The organism is Neobacillus sp. NPDC093182 (genome assembly GCF_044754045.1).
The window spans coordinates 193,110-212,066 of the sequence record NZ_JBIVOI010000001.1 but is presented as its reverse complement, the minus strand read 5'-3'; the positions used below and the strand labels follow the sequence as shown (position 1 = coordinate 212,066).

The window sequence follows — 18,957 nt, the reverse complement described above, 5'->3', positions numbered from 1 at the left end:
ATATCACAATAGTAGTGGTGAAGTTGTGAATAAAATGTGAACTATCACTTATTACCTGTGATAAAAGTAATTGAATATGTCTTATATGATGAAAAAAGCCTGTTTTTTAAACAGTTGTCACAATTTTGAGACTTTTTTAATAGAATGATATAGATGCATCAAAATTTTGAGAAGCGAGCGTGTTACTTATGGAAAAATATTATTGTGAACCATGCCGTCTCCTCTATGACAAAATCGAATATTGTAAAGTCTGTGGATCCTTAGCTGATAAAAAGATCAAAATTGAGGTTCAAGCCCAATCTGACAAAAAATGATAAAGCGCTAAATCGGCTTTAAGATTTTAACTACAACCTTTCCGAAAACAGCCTTAAGAAAAATGGAAAAGTTTTCGTAATGATTTAACTGCAGCTTCTCAGTTATAATCAAAGAGCACAACAACAACAACCTTCAAAACGTTGGCTTCCCTCTAGCAGGGAAGCTTTTTTTTGTACATAAATCTCCTTATTTTGGTAAAAATACCATTACCTACATTGAAGGAGAATAAACCAATGCCAACGATTCTTTCAGTAGCAGAAGCTGTTCCGGAGTTTGAAATAAGACAAGAGCAAGCAATAGACTTTGCCAGAGAACTTTTTTCGGAAAGGTTTAAGGATATCGAAAGGCTGCTTAAAGCCTTCCAAAACGGGCAAATCGAAAAAAGACACATCGTTAAAGATATCGTCTGGTATAGAGAAGACCATTCTTTTGGTGTGAAAAACAATGCTTATATCGAATCTGCTGTGACACTAGGAATGAGGGCAATTGAGGCTTGCCTTAAAAATGAGATATTTTTAACGAGAGAAATACATTGTGAAGAAATTGACGCGATATTCTATATTTCAACAACGGGTATGGCAACTCCCAGTGTTGAGGCCAGAATCATGAACCTAATGCCATTTCGGGAGGACACAAAAAGAATTCCCATTTGGGGGCTTGGCTGCGCTGGAGGTGCTGCCGGATTATCGCGCGCATTTGAATATTGCAATGCCTGCCCTGATTCCAAGGTTTTGGTGCTTTCTGTTGAACTCTGCAGTCTAACCTTTCAAAGGAACGACTTTTCAAAGAGTAACTTAATTGGAACCTCACTATTTGCGGATGGCGTGGCGTGTGCATTGATTTGTGGAAATGAGGTAAACGTTGAGAATCTTTCTGCTAAAAAGACTGTGCCAGCGATTATTAATACTCAATCTACGTTAATGCCAGATTCCTTAGATGTTATGGGATGGGATATAAGAGATCAAGGCCTATTTGTAGTCTTTTCCAGAGATATCCCGAGTATTATTGAGGAGTGGCTAAAACCAAATGTTAGTAAATTTTTAAATGAGAATGGACTCAAGCTGGCTGAGATTGACCATTTTATTGCACATCCTGGCGGGAAAAAGGTGATTGAAGCTTATATCAAATCATTAGGAATACCTGTTTCAATGACTGACATTTCACTGGATGTGTTAAAACAATTTGGAAACATGTCGTCGGCAACCATCCTATATGTACTTAGGCGATTTATGGAAATAGGTGGTGAAGAAGGGTCTTATGGACTTTGCACCGCTCTAGGTCCGGGATTTAGTTCAGAATTGCTTTTACTGAAATGGGGGTAAATGATGATTCCTTTTATTATATTTATTTCAGTTTTGATCTTTCAACGTTTACTTGAATTAGTGATTGCTCGAAAAAATGAGAAGTGGATGAAGGAACAGGGTGCACTAGAATTTGGTATGAAGCATTATCAATTTATCGTGATCATGCATTCTATGTTTTTTGTAGTCTTACTTTTTGAGAAGATTACCTTTTCACGTGAGTTCTCAGCTTTCTGGCCATTGTTGGCAGCGGTGTTTGTTTGTGCGCAGCTGATTAGAGTTTGGGCAATCTCGTCGCTTGGACGTTATTGGAATACTAAAATTATAGTTTTACCTAATGTTGAAGTGGTTAGAAGAGGTCCATACCGTTTTATCAAACATCCCAATTATTTGGTTGTCTCCATTGAACTTTTGGTCGTACCATTGATGTTGGGTGCATACATGACGGCTTGCTTGTTTACGATATTAAATATAATCATGCTGTCAATCAGAATTCCTGCAGAGGAAAAAGCACTGCGGGAACTGACTGAATACGAAGGAAGCTTTGGAAGCTGTAATCGGTTTCTGCCAAAATTGTTAAATAAATATGACAATTAACTTTTGTGTGTTGAAAATGATTATCAGTTGTGATATCCTAATTTTAAGGAAGAATGAAAATCATTCTCATCACAGTTGAGCGGATAGGAAGGTGTTACTATGGCTTTTGCATTTGTAGGTGGAACGGTAATCATATACGCATTTGTCATGAAGCACGTCTTAAAAAATGTAACTCGTTAAAGGATACGTACATAAGCCAAGGAGAAATTCCTTGGCTTATTTTTTGCTAGAGTGACCGAAGGGCATTCAGAGAAGGCATTGGGTCACTCCAGGTAGGCTGGAGTGACCGAATAACATAAATTAAAGTAGTTTCGGTCACTGCAAAGCACCAAATCTGAATTATTTCCTTCGACAGCAAAGAAACCAATTATTTTTCTGTTCAAATAAATTGAATTTTGTTAAAGAGCGGTGCGACTTTTTTGTTGTGTATTTAAAAAGTTAGATTCCTCTTCAAAATACTTTAATATTTCAATAGAAATAAATAGTTCAAACAAGTGCATTATCATCCCCTCCTATCAAAAGATTTTTAAATAAAAAATACATTGATACCAATAGACCAACTATCATTCTAGTTAGTGGTGATTTATAAGAAGCTAACACTGCAAAATAGAATAACAGATATCGCTATTTCACAATTGATCATCACTCCTTGACCTGCACCGCGATACCATAAACATCTTCTCGATGATTCAGTTTATTTTTCTGCATATCTGAGATAATCCCTGTTTAAATCGCTGTATGATTGAATCGTCCGACTGGTTGTTCCATAAAAATGCTCCAATCTTGTGATTAATCCTCCAGGACCGAACTTGACTTTCTTACCTTGATTTTCAGTTAGACGGATATATTTAAAAAAAGATAGAATCGTTTTTCGTCTTTCTAAGATTTGACTTAAACCTTTCTTATAAAGCCAACTATCAATCGTATTGTAAACTCCTTTATTAATTTCATATTTTACCTCACAAAGCTTTGCAAAAAGCAAATCCGGCATATGCAAGATTTCCTCTGATTGAGATTCCATCATTACAAGACTCCTCCAAACTTGTGATATAAAAGGCGAACAATTTGCTAGACGAAGCTATTTATTTACTTTTTCAGCAAGAAGAAATTGTTTGTTTAACTAGTCAATGTCATTTTTCAGCTGTTTAACTAGCTGTTCAAAAGTATCAATTATTCTATTTTCTGTTTTCTTTCTTATTTTTTATTATTCAAATAAATAACATCATGAGATAATGTCATTAAATTGTGAATGCCCTCATTTAAAGAAGTAAATCGATCATCTCCTAGATATCCTTCCTTCCATCTGTAATAAATCTGCTGTAAAATGACCGCAATTTTAAAATAGGCGAAAGCTAAGTAAAAAGGAAAATTAGAAAGATCTCTATTACTTTGCTTAGCATATCGGTCGATAAACTCTTCCCTAGAAATAAATCCGCCTAATGTTGTTACAGAATTAATGGCAGTAAATGGGTCATTTTCATCCTTCCAATAAGCAATTGCAGATGCTAAATCAGTAAGAGGATCCCCAATCGTAGACAATTCCCAGTCAAAGACCCCAACAATTTTTCCAGGATTGGTTGTCGAAAGCATCATATTATTAAGCTTGTAATCATTGTGGACGATGGTTGGGCTTGGTGAATTCGGGATGTTTGCCATAATCCACTTTTCAATAGCAGGATAAACTTTAATTTCATCGGTTTTACAATTGTGATATCTTTTGATCCATCCATGTACTTGTCTTTCTAAATAGCCATCTGGTTTCCCCATATCTTGCAATCCAGTTTTTTTATAATTAATATCGTGAAGTTGGACCAATGTATCAACGGTCGATTCAGAAATGGTTTTTTTAATATTTGGTATAGTACTAAATTCAGCTGGGATCGTATCGTCAAGAACAACCCCATTTTTTTTCTCCATTACATAAAATGGCTTATCCATAATTTCAGGATTGTGCTCACAAAAGTATGGTTTTGGAGCAAGCGGGAAAACTGGATTGATTTTCTCTAGCAAACGATACTCCCTTTCAACATCATGAGCTTTAGGCGGGATTTTACCAAAAGGGGGCCGTCTCATGACCGCTTCCCATTTTCCTACTTTAATAAGAAATGTTAAGTTTGAATATCCTTCTGAAAATTGTTTGACTTCCATTTGTGCTGTATCAAGCTGGATTTGACTCCTAAGATACGTTTCAAACTCCGTCCAGTTAATTTCATTTTCAGATTGAGCCGAAACATTAATTTTTTGTGTTAACATTTTTAAACCTCCTTAAAAACTTTCACTTTATATAAATTCATGCAAAAACCATGCCAATCATTAAATCTTGGAATATAAAAGGTATCTACGGGATTGATATGGAATTTGGATCGTACCATCCTAACCTTCCGTTGATTACTTTTCAGACAAAGTCCTATTTAGTGTGTAGCGATATCAAACAGTTTAGGGCGTTGAGGAGTCTTTTACCTTGACTATTACTCTTTTTCAACAGATACTTTAGGGAAATACAATATATGGATGAAAAAGGAGATGAATGATTTGGAAAACGTTAGGGACCTTATGACCCCAATTCAAGAATATTTACAACCAAATCAAACCCTACATGACGCCATCATCCTTATGAATAAATATAGGTTGAATACGTTACCGGTAGTTGATGCGTCAGAAAAACTCATTGGCGTTTTTACTCGGAGTGTTTTATATCAACAGCTTTTATTAAATAAAGAAATGGAAACATCCATCGGGAAATTTATTAAAAAAGATATCGGTACTATTTCCGAAGACATTACTGTGGAAGAACTGGAAAAACAGATTGCAGTAAGTGAAGTGGGTACTGGTTTTGTTGTAGATAAAACTGGAAAGCCGATTGGGGTCATAGATAAAGCGGATGCTGTCAAAAGTTATCTTCAGAAGACACAACTGCTTACAGAGCAATTAAAATGGAAAAGCCTGCTTCAAACAGTGATTGAGAACTCATACGATGGCTTTGTCATGGTAAATGAAAAAGGAAACATCACTTTTGTAAGCCCTTCCTTAATAGAACTTTTTGATCTTAACCCAAAAGAAATCGAAGAAGTTCCCATTGACTCTATTTTTCCTCATTTTGAATTAACAAAAGTATTTAAAACGGGGATTGCGGAAATAAGTGATTTTATGGAAATTAAAGGAATTAACTACATTGTCCATCGAATTCCTGTGTACCAGGAAGATCAAATCATCGGTGCCATCGGAAAAATTGTTTATCGTCAGCTTCAAGAGGTTCGTGAGAGATTTAGAAGTTATGAAAAATTGGAAAAACAAAATGATGTTGCAACGAAGAAGGCTGAAACATCACGATTTACCTTTGATGAAATTCTCTCCCACAATTCTCAAATGGAAAAATTGTTTCGAAGCGGGATGAAAGCGGCTAAAGGAAAGACCACCATTATGATTCGCGGTGAAAGTGGTACAGGAAAAGAACTCTTTGCCCACGCGATTCACAGTGCAAGCAATCGGAAAAATGGCCCGTTCATTACTGTAAACTGTGCCGCTATACCGGAGCATTTATTAGAGTCAGAATTTTTTGGATATGAGGAAGGTGCTTTTACAGGCGCAAAACAAAAAGGGAAAGTTGGGAAATTTGAAATGGCGGATGGGGGAACCCTTTTCCTGGATGAAGTAGGAGATATGTCTCTTCAGCTTCAGGCAAAGTTACTCCGTGTGTTACAAGAAAGAGAGTTTTACCGTGTTGGTGGGACAAACAGAGTATCCGTCGATGTTCGAATTATTACAGCGACTCATCAAAAATTAGAAGAAATGGTGGAAGCCGGAAAATTCAGAGAAGATTTATTTTATCGGTTAAATGTCATTTCGATTGAGATTCCTTCTCTTCGAAAAAGAAAGGAAGATATTTTGCAGTTAAGTCATGCCTTTATTAGTGAATTAAATAAACAAAATGGCACCAGTATTATTGGTTGGGATCCATTAGTAGAACAAGCTTTAATGGAATATGATTGGCCAGGTAATGTTCGTGAACTCCGCAATGTATTTGAACGGGCAATGGTTTTTGCAGAAAATGGAATGATCTCCTTAGAAGATTTACCTGATTATTTACTAAAGAAAATCGGGATGAGTATATTTCTAGAAGAAGAGAATGAAAACTGTGATAAAACATTGCTAGAAAAGGCCGAAGAGATGGCGATAAAAGTAGCTTTAAAGAAATCGGATGGAAACAAAAGTAAAGCATGTAAACTACTAGGCATTAGTCGTTCAGTGCTTTATGATAAGCTAAAAAAATACGATGATATAAAAATACCCTAATATTGATTTACGATAAATCCTCTAAAAAAAGCACATGTATGTGCTTTTTTTGTTGGTCACCAATACATATCAATCTAGCACCTGTTTGATTTTCAAACACAAATATCAATCTTCTTCCTACACTTGCTCGTCGTTTGTTTCGGATGTTTACTTTTTCCCTTCACCTTAATTACTAGTCTTGGTGAGTCTTTTATCAAAGGATAGGTTATCTTTTTAAAAAAATTGGGATTAAATTAATAGTTGGCACAGATTTTGCATTATTATTAGTGACCGGCTAAGACAATTTAATTTTGTAAATAGGAATCTTGTCATTTATTTTGTAGAAGGAGGAAAAGTATGCGTGAAGTAGTGATAGTGGAAGCGGTTCGAACCCCTGTTGGAAAAAGAAAAGGTGTGTTAAGTAATATACGTCCTGATGACTTAGCAGCTGAAGTGTTAAAAGAATTGGTGAACCGAGCGGGAGTGTCTCCCGATTTAATAGAGGACGTTATTTTAGGTTGTGTCACCCAAGTTGGAGAGCAGGGAGTAAACATCGCCCGTACAGCTGCACTTACCGCTGGGTTCCCAATACATGTACCTGGGACGACCATCGATCGCCAATGTGGCTCCAGTCAACAGGCTGTTCATTTTGCGGCCCAAGCGATTTTAAGTGGTGATATGGATATCGTGATTGCAGGTGGAGTTGAAAGCATGACACGAGTTCCGATGATGTCAAATTTTACAGGAACTTCGTGGAGTGAAAAGCTTACCTCTCAACATGAAATCATTCATCAAGGATTGTCAGCAGAGCGAATTGCCGAAAAATGGGGAATTACTCGCGGACAGGCAGATGAATTTGCATTAGAAAGTCACAAAAAAGCATTAAAAGCTCAAGAAGAAGGTCGGTTTGATCGAGAAATCATGCCAATTGAAGTGATATTAGAAGACGGGACTAAGCAAGTGATTACACATGATGAAGGTCCGCGTAAAGACACGACAATTGAAAAGCTTGGAAGCTTAAAACCAGCTTTTATTGAAAACGGAGTCATTAGTGCGGGAAATGCCAGTCAGATGAGTGACGGAGCTTCTGCATTACTACTTATGTCAAAAGAAAAGGCGTTAGAATTGGGTCTTCAGCCCCGTTTTAAAGTTTTAGCCCGCACTGTAGTTGGCTCCGATCCAACCTTAATGTTAACGGGTCCGATTGAAGCAACGAGACTAGTACTTAAGAAGGCAAAATTGGAAGTTTCCGATATTGATATTTTTGAAGTAAATGAAGCGTTTGCTCCTGTCCCTATGGCTTGGCTAGAAGAGATTAAAGCGGATCCATCTAAGTTGAATCCAAATGGTGGGGCAATTGCTCTCGGCCATCCTTTAGGTGCAAGTGGAGCCAGAGTAATGATTACCCTAATCCATGAGATGGAGAGAACAGGTAGTAAGTTTGGCCTTCAATCGATTTGCGAAGGAAACGGGATGGCAAATGCAACCATTCTTGAAAGAATTGAGTAACTGAAAAAATTGATGAATAGAAAGAATAAATTTTTGAAGGAGGAATTTTTAATGAATATGAAAGATGTAATTGCAGTTGTAACCGGAGGGAGTTCTGGTTTAGGAGAGGCAACGGTAACACGAATTGTTGAAAACGGTGGAAAAGCGGTCATTATTGATTTATCAGAGGAAAGAGGAGCAGTTATTATTGAAAAATTAGGATCAGATAATGTCCTATTTACAAAAGCAGATGTTTCAAATGAAGAAGAAGTTTCGCAAGCGTTATCACAGGCAGTTGAAAAGTTTGGTCAAATCAATACAGTGGTGAATTGTGCTGGTATCGGACCGGCTAAAAAATTATTGGGTCGTGATGGTGTTCATGATCTTGCTGGATATAACAAAATTATCCAGGTGAATTTGGTTGGAACGTTCAATGTTACTCGATTAGCAGCTGAGAAAATGGTAAACAATGAACCGAATAGTGAAGGTGAGCGCGGGGTAATTATCAATACGGCTTCTGTTGCTGCTTTTGAAGGACAAATCGGTCAGGTTGCTTATAGTGCTTCAAAAGGTGGAGTCGTAGCTATGACGCTGCCAATCGCAAGGGAGTTAGCTCGATATGGAATCAGGGTGATGACAATCGCACCAGGTCTTATCCAAACACCGTTATTTGATACGCTTCCAGAAAAAGCAAGAGATTCCCTAGGAGCCATGGTACCATTCCCATCCCGTCTTGGATACCCAGCTGAATATGCGCAGCTTGCCCAAAGCATCATCGAAAACCCAATGCTAAATGGTGAGGTAATCCGTTTAGATGGTGCGATTCGCATGCAGCCTAAGTAAGAAACTAGTTGGATGAGAGATTTGATTAATTGATTAAGAAAAGGGGGATCAGAATGAGTAAACTCGTTCAACTTACAAAACAAGATGGTGTTGCTACGGTAACAATTGATAATCCACCAATGAATGTATTAAGTACACATGTAGCTCAAGCGATAAAAGATGTTCTCCTTCAGATAAAAGAGGATCCAGAGGTTATTGCTGTCATTGTAACAGGGAATGGAGATCGGGCATTTATGGCCGGAGCTGATATCAAGGAATTTCCAGGTTGGATTGAATTAGGGAAAGAAGAGGTAAGAAAGATTGCGAAGGCGAATCATGAAGTCTTCAATTTGATTGAAGATCTTCGACAGCCCACCATTGCTTTGTTAAACGGCTTTACATTAGGCGGAGGTTGCGAATTAGCATTGGCTTGCGATATTCGAATTGCAGAAGAACATGCAAAACTTGGTTTACCAGAGGTGAATTTAGGTTTATTCCCTGGAGCCGGAGGTACTCAAAGGCTGCCTAAACTGGTTGGACCGGCAAAAGCGAAGGAAATCATGTTTTTAGGAGAAGCAATCTCAGCAAATGAATCCTTGAGTATCGGACTAGTGAACCAAGTTGTACCTAAGGGAGAAGGCATGGGAGCGGCAAAATCTATGGCCCAAAAAATTGCTGGCCAGTCGTTGCAGGCTTTAAGCCGAATCAAGAAGGCAGTGAATGAGGGAGCGGATCAACCTTTAGATTCAGCCCTTGAACTTGAATTAAATCTTTTTGTAGATATTTTTAGTACAGAGGATGTTCGCGAGGGAGTTCAAGCGTTTATTGAAAAACGTGCTGCGAAATTTACACATAAATAGAAAGGTGATTCAATCATTGCCATGATTAAATAAACAAAAGGAAAGGTGATATATTATGACGGAAACTATTAATAAAGTAGATACTTTTAAGCAAATCATGGGTGAATATCCGACAGGGGTAACGATTGTAACAACGATGGATGCAGAAGGAAAACCAGCTGGACTAACAGTCAATTCTTTTGCATCTGTCTCGCTTGATCCCCTTATTGTACTATGGAGTATTGATAAAAAAGTCTCCTCTTTAAATGCATTTATAGAGGCAGAGGGGTTTGCAGTACACACATTAGCAACGGATCAAATTGATGCGTGTTGGGCATTTGCCGGAAAAGAAGCGGATCGTTTTTCGAAGGTAAATTGGAAGGTTTCTGAGAATGGTCTGCCGGTTATTACAGATTCATTAGGAACACTAGAGTGTAAAACGATTCAACAAATCGATGCAGGGGACCATATCATCCTGCTTGGTGAAATAATTGAATTAAAGAAAGCAGATAAGAATCCATTGCTTTACTACAATAGAAATATAGCTCCGATTCCAGCCAATTGGCCTGAGAAATAGAGATTAGCTTAGTCACTTAAAACATGAATAGGTCCCAAAAATCTCAAACTAGGGGAGTAGTGATGAATGAAAATATTAGGGATTTCGGGAACGATAACCGGGTCTAAGACATCAATTGTTATCAAGAAGGTAATAGAAGAAATAAAAAAGCTAAACCCTGAAGCAGAAACTGAAATACTAGACCTTAAGCAGTTTAATGTTCAATTTTGTGATGGCCGTCCACCCATAGAGTATACAGGTGATACGAAGAAAGTGATTGACTTAATATCCTCTGCTGATTCCTATGTGATTGGGACCCCTATTTTCCAAGGATCCTTCAGCGGGGCATTAAAAAATTTGATTGATTTGGTGCCTCCAGCTGAATTTAAAAATAAAGTCATGGGATTCGTTGCTACAGGAGGGAACCACCAGCATTATCTTGTGATTGAAAATCAATTAAAGCCAATCGCAAGCTATTTAAATGCCTATGTGACCCCAAGTTTCGTATTTGCTCATAATGAGCAATTTAATGATCAAAATGAAATAAAAGATCAGGAATTATTGAAACAGATTGGAGAGCTTTCTCATCAGATTGTCTACATGCACGATAAATTAATTTACTCTAAATAAGAAAGTGGATGGTAGAGTATGAGTGTGTTGTCGAAGGTTAAGCTTCCGTTAAGCCAATTTAAAGATGGCGGATTAATAATCATGTATGATGATATAAAAACGCACATCGGGTTCATAGTTGGTTTAGGGGAGTACGTAAATGCGGAGAAAGTTAATTTAATGACAAAAATTGGCAGGGGGTTGGTTTATGCTTGTATTACCGAGGAAAGAGCTAAACAATTAGAAATTCCTAAAATGGATGATAACATGGATGATACTAAACCGTTCGCTGTTTCAATTGATTTTAAAGACACAACAACTGGAATATCCAGCTTTGAACGATCGGATACAATTAAAGCATTAACTTTTGATGAGGTCCAAGCAAATGATTTCAAAAGACCAGGTCATATTTTTCCTTTAATAAGTAAAGGCAGAGGTTTAGTGGAGCGTGTTGATTTAACAGAAGCGGTTATTGATCTGACCAAGATGGTATCAAATATTCATATTGGCTATATGTCAGAAATTTTAAATATAAATGGGGATGTAGCAAGTAAGATAGAGGTTAAAGAGGTTTCAAGGGTAAATGGTTTACCAATTATACAAATGAGTGAAGTACTTAAAATGACAAAAGACCAAGAAATATGTTCATTTAAGGCAATGGTTATAAATGGAAGGAAACTTGGCAGAAGTATCGGTTTTCCTACCGCCAATCTTAATCCGCAAGAACAAATTGTAGATTTGTTTAAAGGGGTTTATGGAGTGAAGGTTTATATTGAAGGTCAAGAATTTATTGGCGTTATGAATGTTGGATCAAGACCAACATTTAATGAAAATGGAGAATCCATTCATTATGAGGTCCATATCCTGGATTTCGATCAGGATCTATATTGGAAAAATATTGAGGTCAAGGTATGTTTTTACCTAAGAAATGAAATCTCCTTTCCTAGTATTTCTAACTTGGTCTCTCAAATAAACAAGGATATTAAATCGGTCAAAAACAGATTTAATTTATTTGTATTAGAATAAATGCTTGCTGAAAAAATAATTGCCTTAGGTTTGTTTAATATTTCAGAAAATTTAAAAAAGTATTGAAAGCTGTTTATAATCTTGTTATAATAAATTCAAACAAACGGTTGATTTCTAAAATTGATGTCATCTAACTAACTAGTTGATCGTTTGATAGAAGGAACATTCAAAAAGGAGTGTTGATGGTCGGATGAAAACAGGTCTATTTTATGTAAACGAATGTCATGATGGATATCATGAGAGAGCTTATGCAGAAATGTTAGAACAGATACAGTATGCAGAGGAACTTGGATTTGAAAGTGTCTGGCTTGCAGAGCATCACTTTAATGAATATGGCAGTATGCCTTCTCCGCAAGTTGCTGCTGCGGCCATCTCGCAAATTACAAAAAAAATGGATATTGGCATTGGAGTCAGTATTCTGAATTTTGACAATCCTGTTCGAATTGCCGAAGACTATGCGATGGTTGATATTTTAAGTAAAGGCCGCTTGAAATTTGGAGGAGGACGTGGATATCAGCCTCATGAAGCAAAAGGTCTTGGCGTGAGTATGGAAAAAACAAGGGAAAGGTATTGGGAGTATGTCGAAATTATTCAGGGGTTGTGGGCTAATGACACTTTCAGTTATGAAGGAGAGTTCTACCAATTTGAGAATTTAAAATTAACCCCAAAACCTCTTCAAAAGAGAATTCCATTTTATCATGCATGTATTAGTCCTGCGTCATTTGATTTAATGGTAGAAAAAGAGGTTCAAGAGTTTATGGTCACACCAACCCTCATGGTAATGGATGATGTTCTTGCTTATACGAAACGGGCAAAAGAACGTTTGCAACAAAAGGGAATCAATCCTTCTGTTCATCTAAACTTGCAAATGAATATTGCTGATAATACAGATCAAGCGATTAGAAATGTAGAAAAAGAAATGAATGTTTATTTTAACCGAGTATTGGATATCATCCCAGGTGCTAAAGGAACACAAGCTCCAGAAACATATGAACGATTTGCTGAAGTTGCAAAAGAAATGGAAGGTCCTGTAGATGTTGGTGGCTTAAATCAATCAGGTATTGCTTTATTAGCAGATGCAAAGGAAGCTGTTAATCGCCTAGAGGCAGCTGAAGACGCCGGTATTAACAGTTTATCTTGTTGGTTCCGCATGGGGGGAATGGAACATCGTAAAGTAATGAGAGCGATGAAGCGCTATGCTGATGAGGTTTTACCTTATTTTAAAGCGGTACAACGTAAACAAAGAGTGGGCCAATAAAAATAAAGGTCAAAATGAAACGAAAAGGAGGAATTTTTTAATGCCATATGTTGAGGTAGAAAAAGGGGTTCAGTATTATTATGAGGATGTAGGCCAAGGAAAACCAATTGTGTTTGTTCACGGTTGGGGAGCGAATCGTAAAGTTTGGGAAAGACAGGTTGTGGATTTTAGTGACCAATACAGAGTCATTACTATCGATTGCCGAGGATGTGGGAACTCAGATAAACCTGCACATGGCTATGAAATTTCGCAACTAGCAGATGATCTTAATCAAGTAATACAAAGTTTAGATTTAAAAGATGCCACTCTTGTTGGCTGGTCCGCTGGAGGAACCATTGTAGTAGATTACATCAGTCGCTATGGAGGAGAAGCTGTAACAAAGGTGGTTTCTGTAGGTGGGGCCGTACCGCGGTATACATCAACAGAGGGCTTTGATCTTGGGGCTCCACTAGAAAATGTGAAGGCAACTTTAACAGCGATGAGAGCAAATCGACCAGCAGTAGCGCGTGCCATTGCGGATGGGTGTTTTCACCAAGATGTAGGTCAACCAATGAAAGATTGGCTCTTTAATAACTTCATGGAGCAATCCTGGTTAACGGAAAAGACAATGGCGGACTTAGGTGTAATTGATTTACGTGAACAATTAAAGGAAATTTCGATTCCAGTTGCCTTTTTCCATGGCCTTCAAGATGGAGTTGTACCGTTTTCTTTATCTGAATATTCCGCCAAAGAAGTGCCTGGAGCGAAGTTGGTTGCATTTGAAAACAGTTCCCACGCCCCATTCCTCGAGGAACTGGAACGTTTCAATGAAGAATTGGCTTCATTTATTCAATCATAAATTTAAAAAAATAATCATTTCAAGTAGGGAGAGAGACAAATATGTATGATTTCAGTCCAACAGAAGAGCAAAAAGAGTTATTAGCAAGGGCAAAGAAAATAATGGAAGAGGATGTCTATCCAGCTGAGAAATACATTGTTCCTGGTGTAGGGCTTCCTGATGAAATTCTGAAACCCCTTCAACGAAAAGTGAAAGAGCAAAATCTATGGGCGGCCCATCTTCCAAAAGCAATTGGTGGATTAGGATTAGGGAATGTCTTTTTAGGATTATTAAATGAATTATTGGGCTCTAGTCCAATTGGCCCTAGAGTGTTTGGTACAGCTGCTCCTGATACAGGAAATACGGAGATTCTATTGAAAGCAGGCTCGCCAGAACAAATCGAACGCTTTTTAAAACCTGTTATTAACGATGAGATTCGTTCTTGCTTTGCAATGACAGAGCCAGATGTATCAGGTGCCGACCCAACCGGATTACAAACGCGAGCAGTGAGAGACGGGGATGAGTGGGTAATAAATGGAAAAAAATGGTTTATAAGCAATGCTGCGCTTTCAACCTTTGCAATTGTGATGGCTGTTACGGATCCTGAGGCAGCTCCACATGAACGTGCAAGTATGTTTCTTGTTGAACGAGGAACCCCAGGCTTTGATTTGATAAGGGATATTGGTGTTATGGGGGATTATAGTGAGGGTGGTCACTGGGAAATCCACTTTAACGACTGTCGGATTCCTTCTGAAAACATCTTAGGTAAGGTAGGGGAAGGATTTAAACTTGCCCAAATGAGATTAGGACCTGGTCGTATTACACATGCAATGCGCTGGTTAGGGGTTATGAACCGCAGTTTCGATTTAATGCTTGATTATGCCCATAAAAGAAAAACGCGTGGGAAACCTTTAGCTGAGTTTCAAACAATCCAAAATTTCATTGCGGATTCAGCAGCTGAAATCTCTGCATGTAGACTGATGACTCTTCATGCTGCCTGGAAAATGGATCAAGGGGAAGATGCTAGAAAGGAAATTGCCTTAATCAAGTTTTATGGAGCAAAAATCCTAAATGATGTGATTAGTCGGGCAATCCAAGTACATGGATCTTTAGGATATTCGAAGGACACACCACTTGAAGCATTTTATCGTGAAGCGAGGGCGGCACATATTTATGATGGTCCGGATGAAGTCCATCGGATGGTTGTGGCGAAGCGATTTTTAAAGGAACACAAAAATAAAATGAGTAATGAATTAACAGAGGCTCATTCTTCATAAATCATTTCCTTTATGAAAAGAAGTCAAAATTAATAAGGGGGTGAAAAGGTGGGAAAGGTACTCGAAATTCGTGATAAGGTTGTGTTAATCACTGGAGGAAGCCGCGGAATTGGGGCAGAAATGGCGCGGGAGTTTGCTGCAGCAGGGGCTGATCTAGTACTTGCGAGCAGGAATAGGGAAAGTTGTGAGCTTGTTGCCCGTGAAATTCGTGAAATAGGAAGAAGAGTCCTAACGGTTTCATGTGATGTAGCGAAACTATCTGATATTCGAAATTTATTTAAAGTGACAATGGAAGAGTTTGGAAGACTCGATGTTCTCGTTAATAATGCGGGTGCAAATGTGACCAAATATGCAGTAGAGGTTACTGAGGATGAATGGGATTTTATTTATGATGTAAATATAAAAGGGTTGTTTTTCTGCTGTCAGGAAGCAGCAAAAATCATGATCCAACAGGATTCGGGGAAAATCATAAATATTTCTTCGGTCGGCGGTGCGAAACCATACAAACGAATTGCGCCGTATACAGCCTCAAAAGCAGCCGTTATTCATTTAACGAAATCTTTGGCTGCAGAATGGGCACGTTACAATATCCGCGTGAATTCCATTGCTCCAGGACTAATTGGCACGGAAATCAATGCTAAGGAAAGAGAAAATGAGGCATGGCTTGAAGGTGCCGTAAAAGCAATTCCATTAAGGCGGTTAGGGGAGCCAAAAGACATCTCACAAATTGCCTTGTTTCTCCTAACGGATGCAGCCGATTATATTACCGGCCAAACTTTTTATATTGATGGCGGTACGCTTTCGGAGTAAAGGAAAATTAACATGTTTTTAATAGAATCACTAAAATATACAAAGGGGGTGAATCCATTTGAATACTCCACTTCAATCGATTAGAGTTCTAGATTTGTCACGCTTACTCCCTGGCCCCTATTGTACCATGTACCTGGCGGATTTTGGTGCCGAAGTAATTAAGATAGAGGAACCGACTGTCGGGGATTATGCTAGATGGGATGAGCCAAAACTTGGAACAAACAGCGCCATTTTCTCATCTTTAAATCGAAATAAGAAAAGTGTTACGATTGACCTGAAATCGGAAGAAGGAAAACAAATCTTTTTAGAACTTGTAAAAACGGCCGATGTACTGGTCGAGTCTTTTCGACCAGGTGTGATGGAGCGTTTGGGGTTGGCTTATGAGACCCTAAGCAGCATTAATTCAAAATTAATCTATTGTGCGATTACGGGTTATGGTCAAACTGGTCCTTACGCAAAATTGCCTGGACATGATCTCAATTATATAAGTTACGCTGGATTACTAAATCTGCAAGGGGAGCGTAATCAAAAACCAGTTCCACCAGCCGTTCAGATTGCCGATATTGGTGGGGGATCTTTAAATGCAGTAATTGGGATTTTAATGGCACTGCAGGCGAGGAATCTAACGGGAAAAGGACAGTTTGTCGATATATCGATGATGGATGGAGCTATATCGTGGTTACAAACCACACTTCCAAATTATCTAGCAAATAATATCCTTCCGAACAGAGGAGAATTACCATTATCGGGTCAAAAAGCATGTTATGAAGTATATGAAACCCTAGATCAACGTTATTTAGCGGTTGGTGCTTTAGAGTTAAAGTTTTGGAGCGAGTTTTGTCGAGCAATCGAAAGGGAGGATTTAATCGATTCTCTAAATGCACCTCAAAATATACAGGATGAAATGAAAACGGAAATCAGTAAAATCATCCAAGGTAAGACATTAGTAGAGTGGGTAGAAATCTTTAACCATTATAATGCCTGCGTGTCCCCGGTGATAACTTTTGATGAAATGGAAAATAATCCTCAAATAAAAGATCGCCAAATGATAAAAGATTATCCTGGTCTAATCGGAAAACAAATAGGGATCCCAATCAAACTTTCGGATACACCTGGGTCTATTTATTCGCAAGCACCTAAATTAGGAGAACACAATAAAGACATTCTTGATATGCTTGGAATGTATGTGAAAATGGAAAAAGATTAACAGTTAAAAAACTAAAAAAATATTCAGAATATTCTTGCGCAATTAGAGTAAACCAGCTATAATATGAATCAAATGGTTGTTTGTTTGTTTTGTATTATAGTTTTCTTTTCCTTTTAGAACTCTCAGTAAATCTTAAAGTTGGTTATAATGCGGCAGAAAAAAACCACTTCAAGATTACGGGAAATTTTCCTCACGAGCATGAACGATTAGATTGTAAGCGCTTAATAACTAGTTGAAAAATCACCTCACCGAATCAGCTCACTTCATTTGCCTAACTTCTTAGAGGGTTAATCGTTACCTAAAGTTGTGCAATAAACTTCTTACCAGATCAAAAAACCTCTTCAACAATAAAGAACATGATTCATCTTTTCCTATTATTAGGATTTAGTTTATTGTGTTGAATTAAGTGTTTAATGCAATACCCAATAGATTGCTATTTAATTACTTGAAGGAGTGATGGATCGGGAAAAATGTTAAAATAGGAAATTTAACGTTTTTTTAAAACAAACGTTTGATTTGTGGTTATAATTTTCATACTTCGTTTGTATGATGTCAATGGTAGTTCTATTAATTTATATAAAAACCATTAAGGGAGTGTATGTAGAATGAAAATGGGTCTTTTCTATGTAAACGAGTGTCATGATGAAAACTATGATCGTGCTTATAGTGAAATGCTAGAGCAAATTCAGTATGGTGAAGAACTTGGCTTTGAAAGTGTATGGCTAGCAGAACACCATTTTAGTGCATATGGAAGTATGCCTTCTCCGCAAGTTGCAGCGGCAGCTATTTCACAAATTACAGAAAAAATGGATATTGGAATTGGCATTAGTATTCTTAACTTTGACAATCCCGTTCGAGTCGCAGAAGACTATGCGATGGTGGATGTCTTAAGTAAAGGACGTTTAAAGTTTGGTGCTGGCCGTGGTTATCAGCCGATGGAGGCAAAAGGTCTTGGGATTAGTTTAGAAAAAACGAGAGAACGGTATTGGGAATATGTAGACATTATCCAAGGCTTGTGGAGCAATGACACATTTAGCTATAACGGGGAATTCTATTCCTTTGATAATCTAAAACTAACTCCAAAACCTGTTCAAAAGAGAATTCCTTTCTATCATGCATGTATCAGCCCAGAATCTTTTGATCTTATGGTAGAGAAAAATGCACAGGAATTTATGGTAACACCGACCCTTATGGTTATGGATGACGTACTAGAGTATACAAGACGGACGAGAGAGCGTTTACTTCAAAAAGGAATTGACCCTAAGATTCATATGAATCTCCAAATGAATATTGCTGATAACACTGACCAAGCGATTAAGAATGTAGAAAACGAGATGAAAGTCTATTTTAATAAGGTACTTGAATTAATCCCTGGTGCAAAAGGTACCCAAGCTCCTAAAACGTATGAGCGCTTTGCTGAAGTAGCAAAAGAATTCGATGGTCCGCTAAATGTTGGTGCCCTCAACCAATCCGGTGTTGCACTATTAGATGGTCCAAAGGGAGCAGTTGATCGACTTGAAGTAGTTGAGGAATCTGGTATTGACAGCATGTCTTGCTGGTTCCGTATGGGAGACATGGAACACCGCAAAGTTATGAGAGCGATGAAACGTTTTGCGGATGAAGTAATGCCTTACTTTAAATCCCCTGCTAAAAAGGTAACAATCTAATCTTTATATAGAAGGAATTGGCCATACAACACATTGGAATGACTCAGCTAAGTTAAGTAGTATGAATATGTTTCCTTGGACATGATCGATCCTATC

General features: G+C 37.8%; 17 protein-coding genes. 15 read left to right on the top strand and 2 right to left on the bottom strand.

The annotated features are described in order from the left end of the window. Positions 1-548: 548 nt before the first annotated feature. Complete coding sequence (locus ACIQAA_RS01090; protein ID WP_402613829.1) at positions 549-1,637, top strand: type III polyketide synthase; 1,089 nt, start codon at positions 549-551, stop codon at positions 1,635-1,637. Next, the gene (locus ACIQAA_RS01085) at positions 1,638-2,213 is read left to right on the top strand and encodes an isoprenylcysteine carboxyl methyltransferase family protein (RefSeq protein ID WP_402613827.1); all 576 of its coding nucleotides are present in this window, start codon (positions 1,638-1,640) and stop codon (positions 2,211-2,213) included. 694 nt (positions 2,214-2,907) lie between these two features. Here ACIQAA_RS01085 and ACIQAA_RS01080 read toward each other — a convergent pair. After that, positions 2,908-3,237: a hypothetical protein gene (locus tag ACIQAA_RS01080; RefSeq protein ID WP_402613825.1), complete on the bottom strand. Its 330-nt coding sequence runs from the start codon at positions 3,235-3,237 to the stop codon at positions 2,908-2,910. A gap of 170 nt (positions 3,238-3,407) precedes the next feature. Continuing rightward, the gene (locus ACIQAA_RS01075; RefSeq protein WP_402613823.1) at positions 3,408-4,466 is read right to left on the bottom strand and encodes a phosphotransferase family protein; all 1,059 of its coding nucleotides are present in this window, start codon (positions 4,464-4,466) and stop codon (positions 3,408-3,410) included. 279 nt (positions 4,467-4,745) lie between these two features. Between ACIQAA_RS01075 and ACIQAA_RS01070 the strand changes: the two genes are divergently transcribed. The 13 genes from ACIQAA_RS01070 to ACIQAA_RS01010 all read left to right on the top strand — a co-directional run bounded on the left by ACIQAA_RS01070 (position 4,746) and on the right by ACIQAA_RS01010 (position 18,861). Further along, complete coding sequence (locus ACIQAA_RS01070) at positions 4,746-6,506, top strand: sigma 54-interacting transcriptional regulator (RefSeq protein ID WP_402613820.1); 1,761 nt, start codon at positions 4,746-4,748, stop codon at positions 6,504-6,506. 336 nt (positions 6,507-6,842) lie between these two features. Further along, entirely contained in the window at positions 6,843-7,994 is a 1,152-nt protein-coding gene (locus tag ACIQAA_RS01065) for a thiolase family protein (RefSeq protein WP_402613817.1), read from the top strand. Positions 7,995-8,045: 51 nt separating this feature from the next. Further along, a complete protein-coding gene (locus ACIQAA_RS01060; protein WP_402613814.1) occupies positions 8,046-8,816 on the top strand; it encodes a 3-hydroxyacyl-CoA dehydrogenase in 771 nt (256 codons plus the stop codon). Between the two features lie 47 nt (positions 8,817-8,863). Further along, on the top strand, positions 8,864-9,655 hold the full coding sequence (locus ACIQAA_RS01055) for an enoyl-CoA hydratase/isomerase family protein (protein ID WP_402615564.1): 792 nt from the start codon (positions 8,864-8,866) through the stop codon (positions 9,653-9,655). 55 nt (positions 9,656-9,710) lie between these two features. Further along, on the top strand, positions 9,711-10,211 hold the full coding sequence (locus ACIQAA_RS01050; RefSeq protein ID WP_402613812.1) for a flavin reductase family protein: 501 nt from the start codon (positions 9,711-9,713) through the stop codon (positions 10,209-10,211). 66 nt (positions 10,212-10,277) lie between these two features. Next, entirely contained in the window at positions 10,278-10,820 is a 543-nt protein-coding gene (locus ACIQAA_RS01045; protein ID WP_402613809.1) for an NADPH-dependent FMN reductase, read from the top strand. Positions 10,821-10,838: 18 nt separating this feature from the next. Then, positions 10,839-11,825 (top strand): 3,4-dihydroxy-2-butanone-4-phosphate synthase, encoded by a 987-nt coding sequence (locus ACIQAA_RS01040; RefSeq protein WP_402613807.1) that lies wholly within the window; start codon positions 10,839-10,841, stop codon positions 11,823-11,825. A gap of 190 nt (positions 11,826-12,015) precedes the next feature. Then, positions 12,016-13,083 carry an LLM class flavin-dependent oxidoreductase gene (locus tag ACIQAA_RS01035; protein ID WP_402613804.1) on the top strand — a complete coding sequence of 356 codons (1,068 nt, stop codon included), beginning with the start codon at positions 12,016-12,018 and terminating at the stop codon, positions 13,081-13,083. 40 nt (positions 13,084-13,123) lie between these two features. After that, positions 13,124-13,921, top strand: a complete 798-nt coding sequence (locus ACIQAA_RS01030) for an alpha/beta fold hydrolase (protein ID WP_402613801.1) — start codon at positions 13,124-13,126, stop codon at positions 13,919-13,921. A 41-nt stretch (positions 13,922-13,962) separates the two neighbouring features. Next, the gene (locus tag ACIQAA_RS01025; RefSeq protein WP_402613798.1) at positions 13,963-15,177 is read left to right on the top strand and encodes an acyl-CoA dehydrogenase family protein; all 1,215 of its coding nucleotides are present in this window, start codon (positions 13,963-13,965) and stop codon (positions 15,175-15,177) included. A 48-nt stretch (positions 15,178-15,225) separates the two neighbouring features. Beyond that, entirely contained in the window at positions 15,226-15,987 is a 762-nt protein-coding gene (locus tag ACIQAA_RS01020) for an SDR family NAD(P)-dependent oxidoreductase (RefSeq protein WP_402613795.1), read from the top strand. A gap of 58 nt (positions 15,988-16,045) precedes the next feature. Next, positions 16,046-17,194 (top strand): CaiB/BaiF CoA transferase family protein, encoded by a 1,149-nt coding sequence (locus ACIQAA_RS01015; RefSeq protein ID WP_402613791.1) that lies wholly within the window; start codon positions 16,046-16,048, stop codon positions 17,192-17,194. 605 nt (positions 17,195-17,799) lie between these two features. Continuing rightward, positions 17,800-18,861, top strand: a complete 1,062-nt coding sequence (locus tag ACIQAA_RS01010) for an LLM class flavin-dependent oxidoreductase (protein WP_307194718.1) — start codon at positions 17,800-17,802, stop codon at positions 18,859-18,861. The last annotated feature ends 96 nt before the right edge of the window (positions 18,862-18,957 follow it).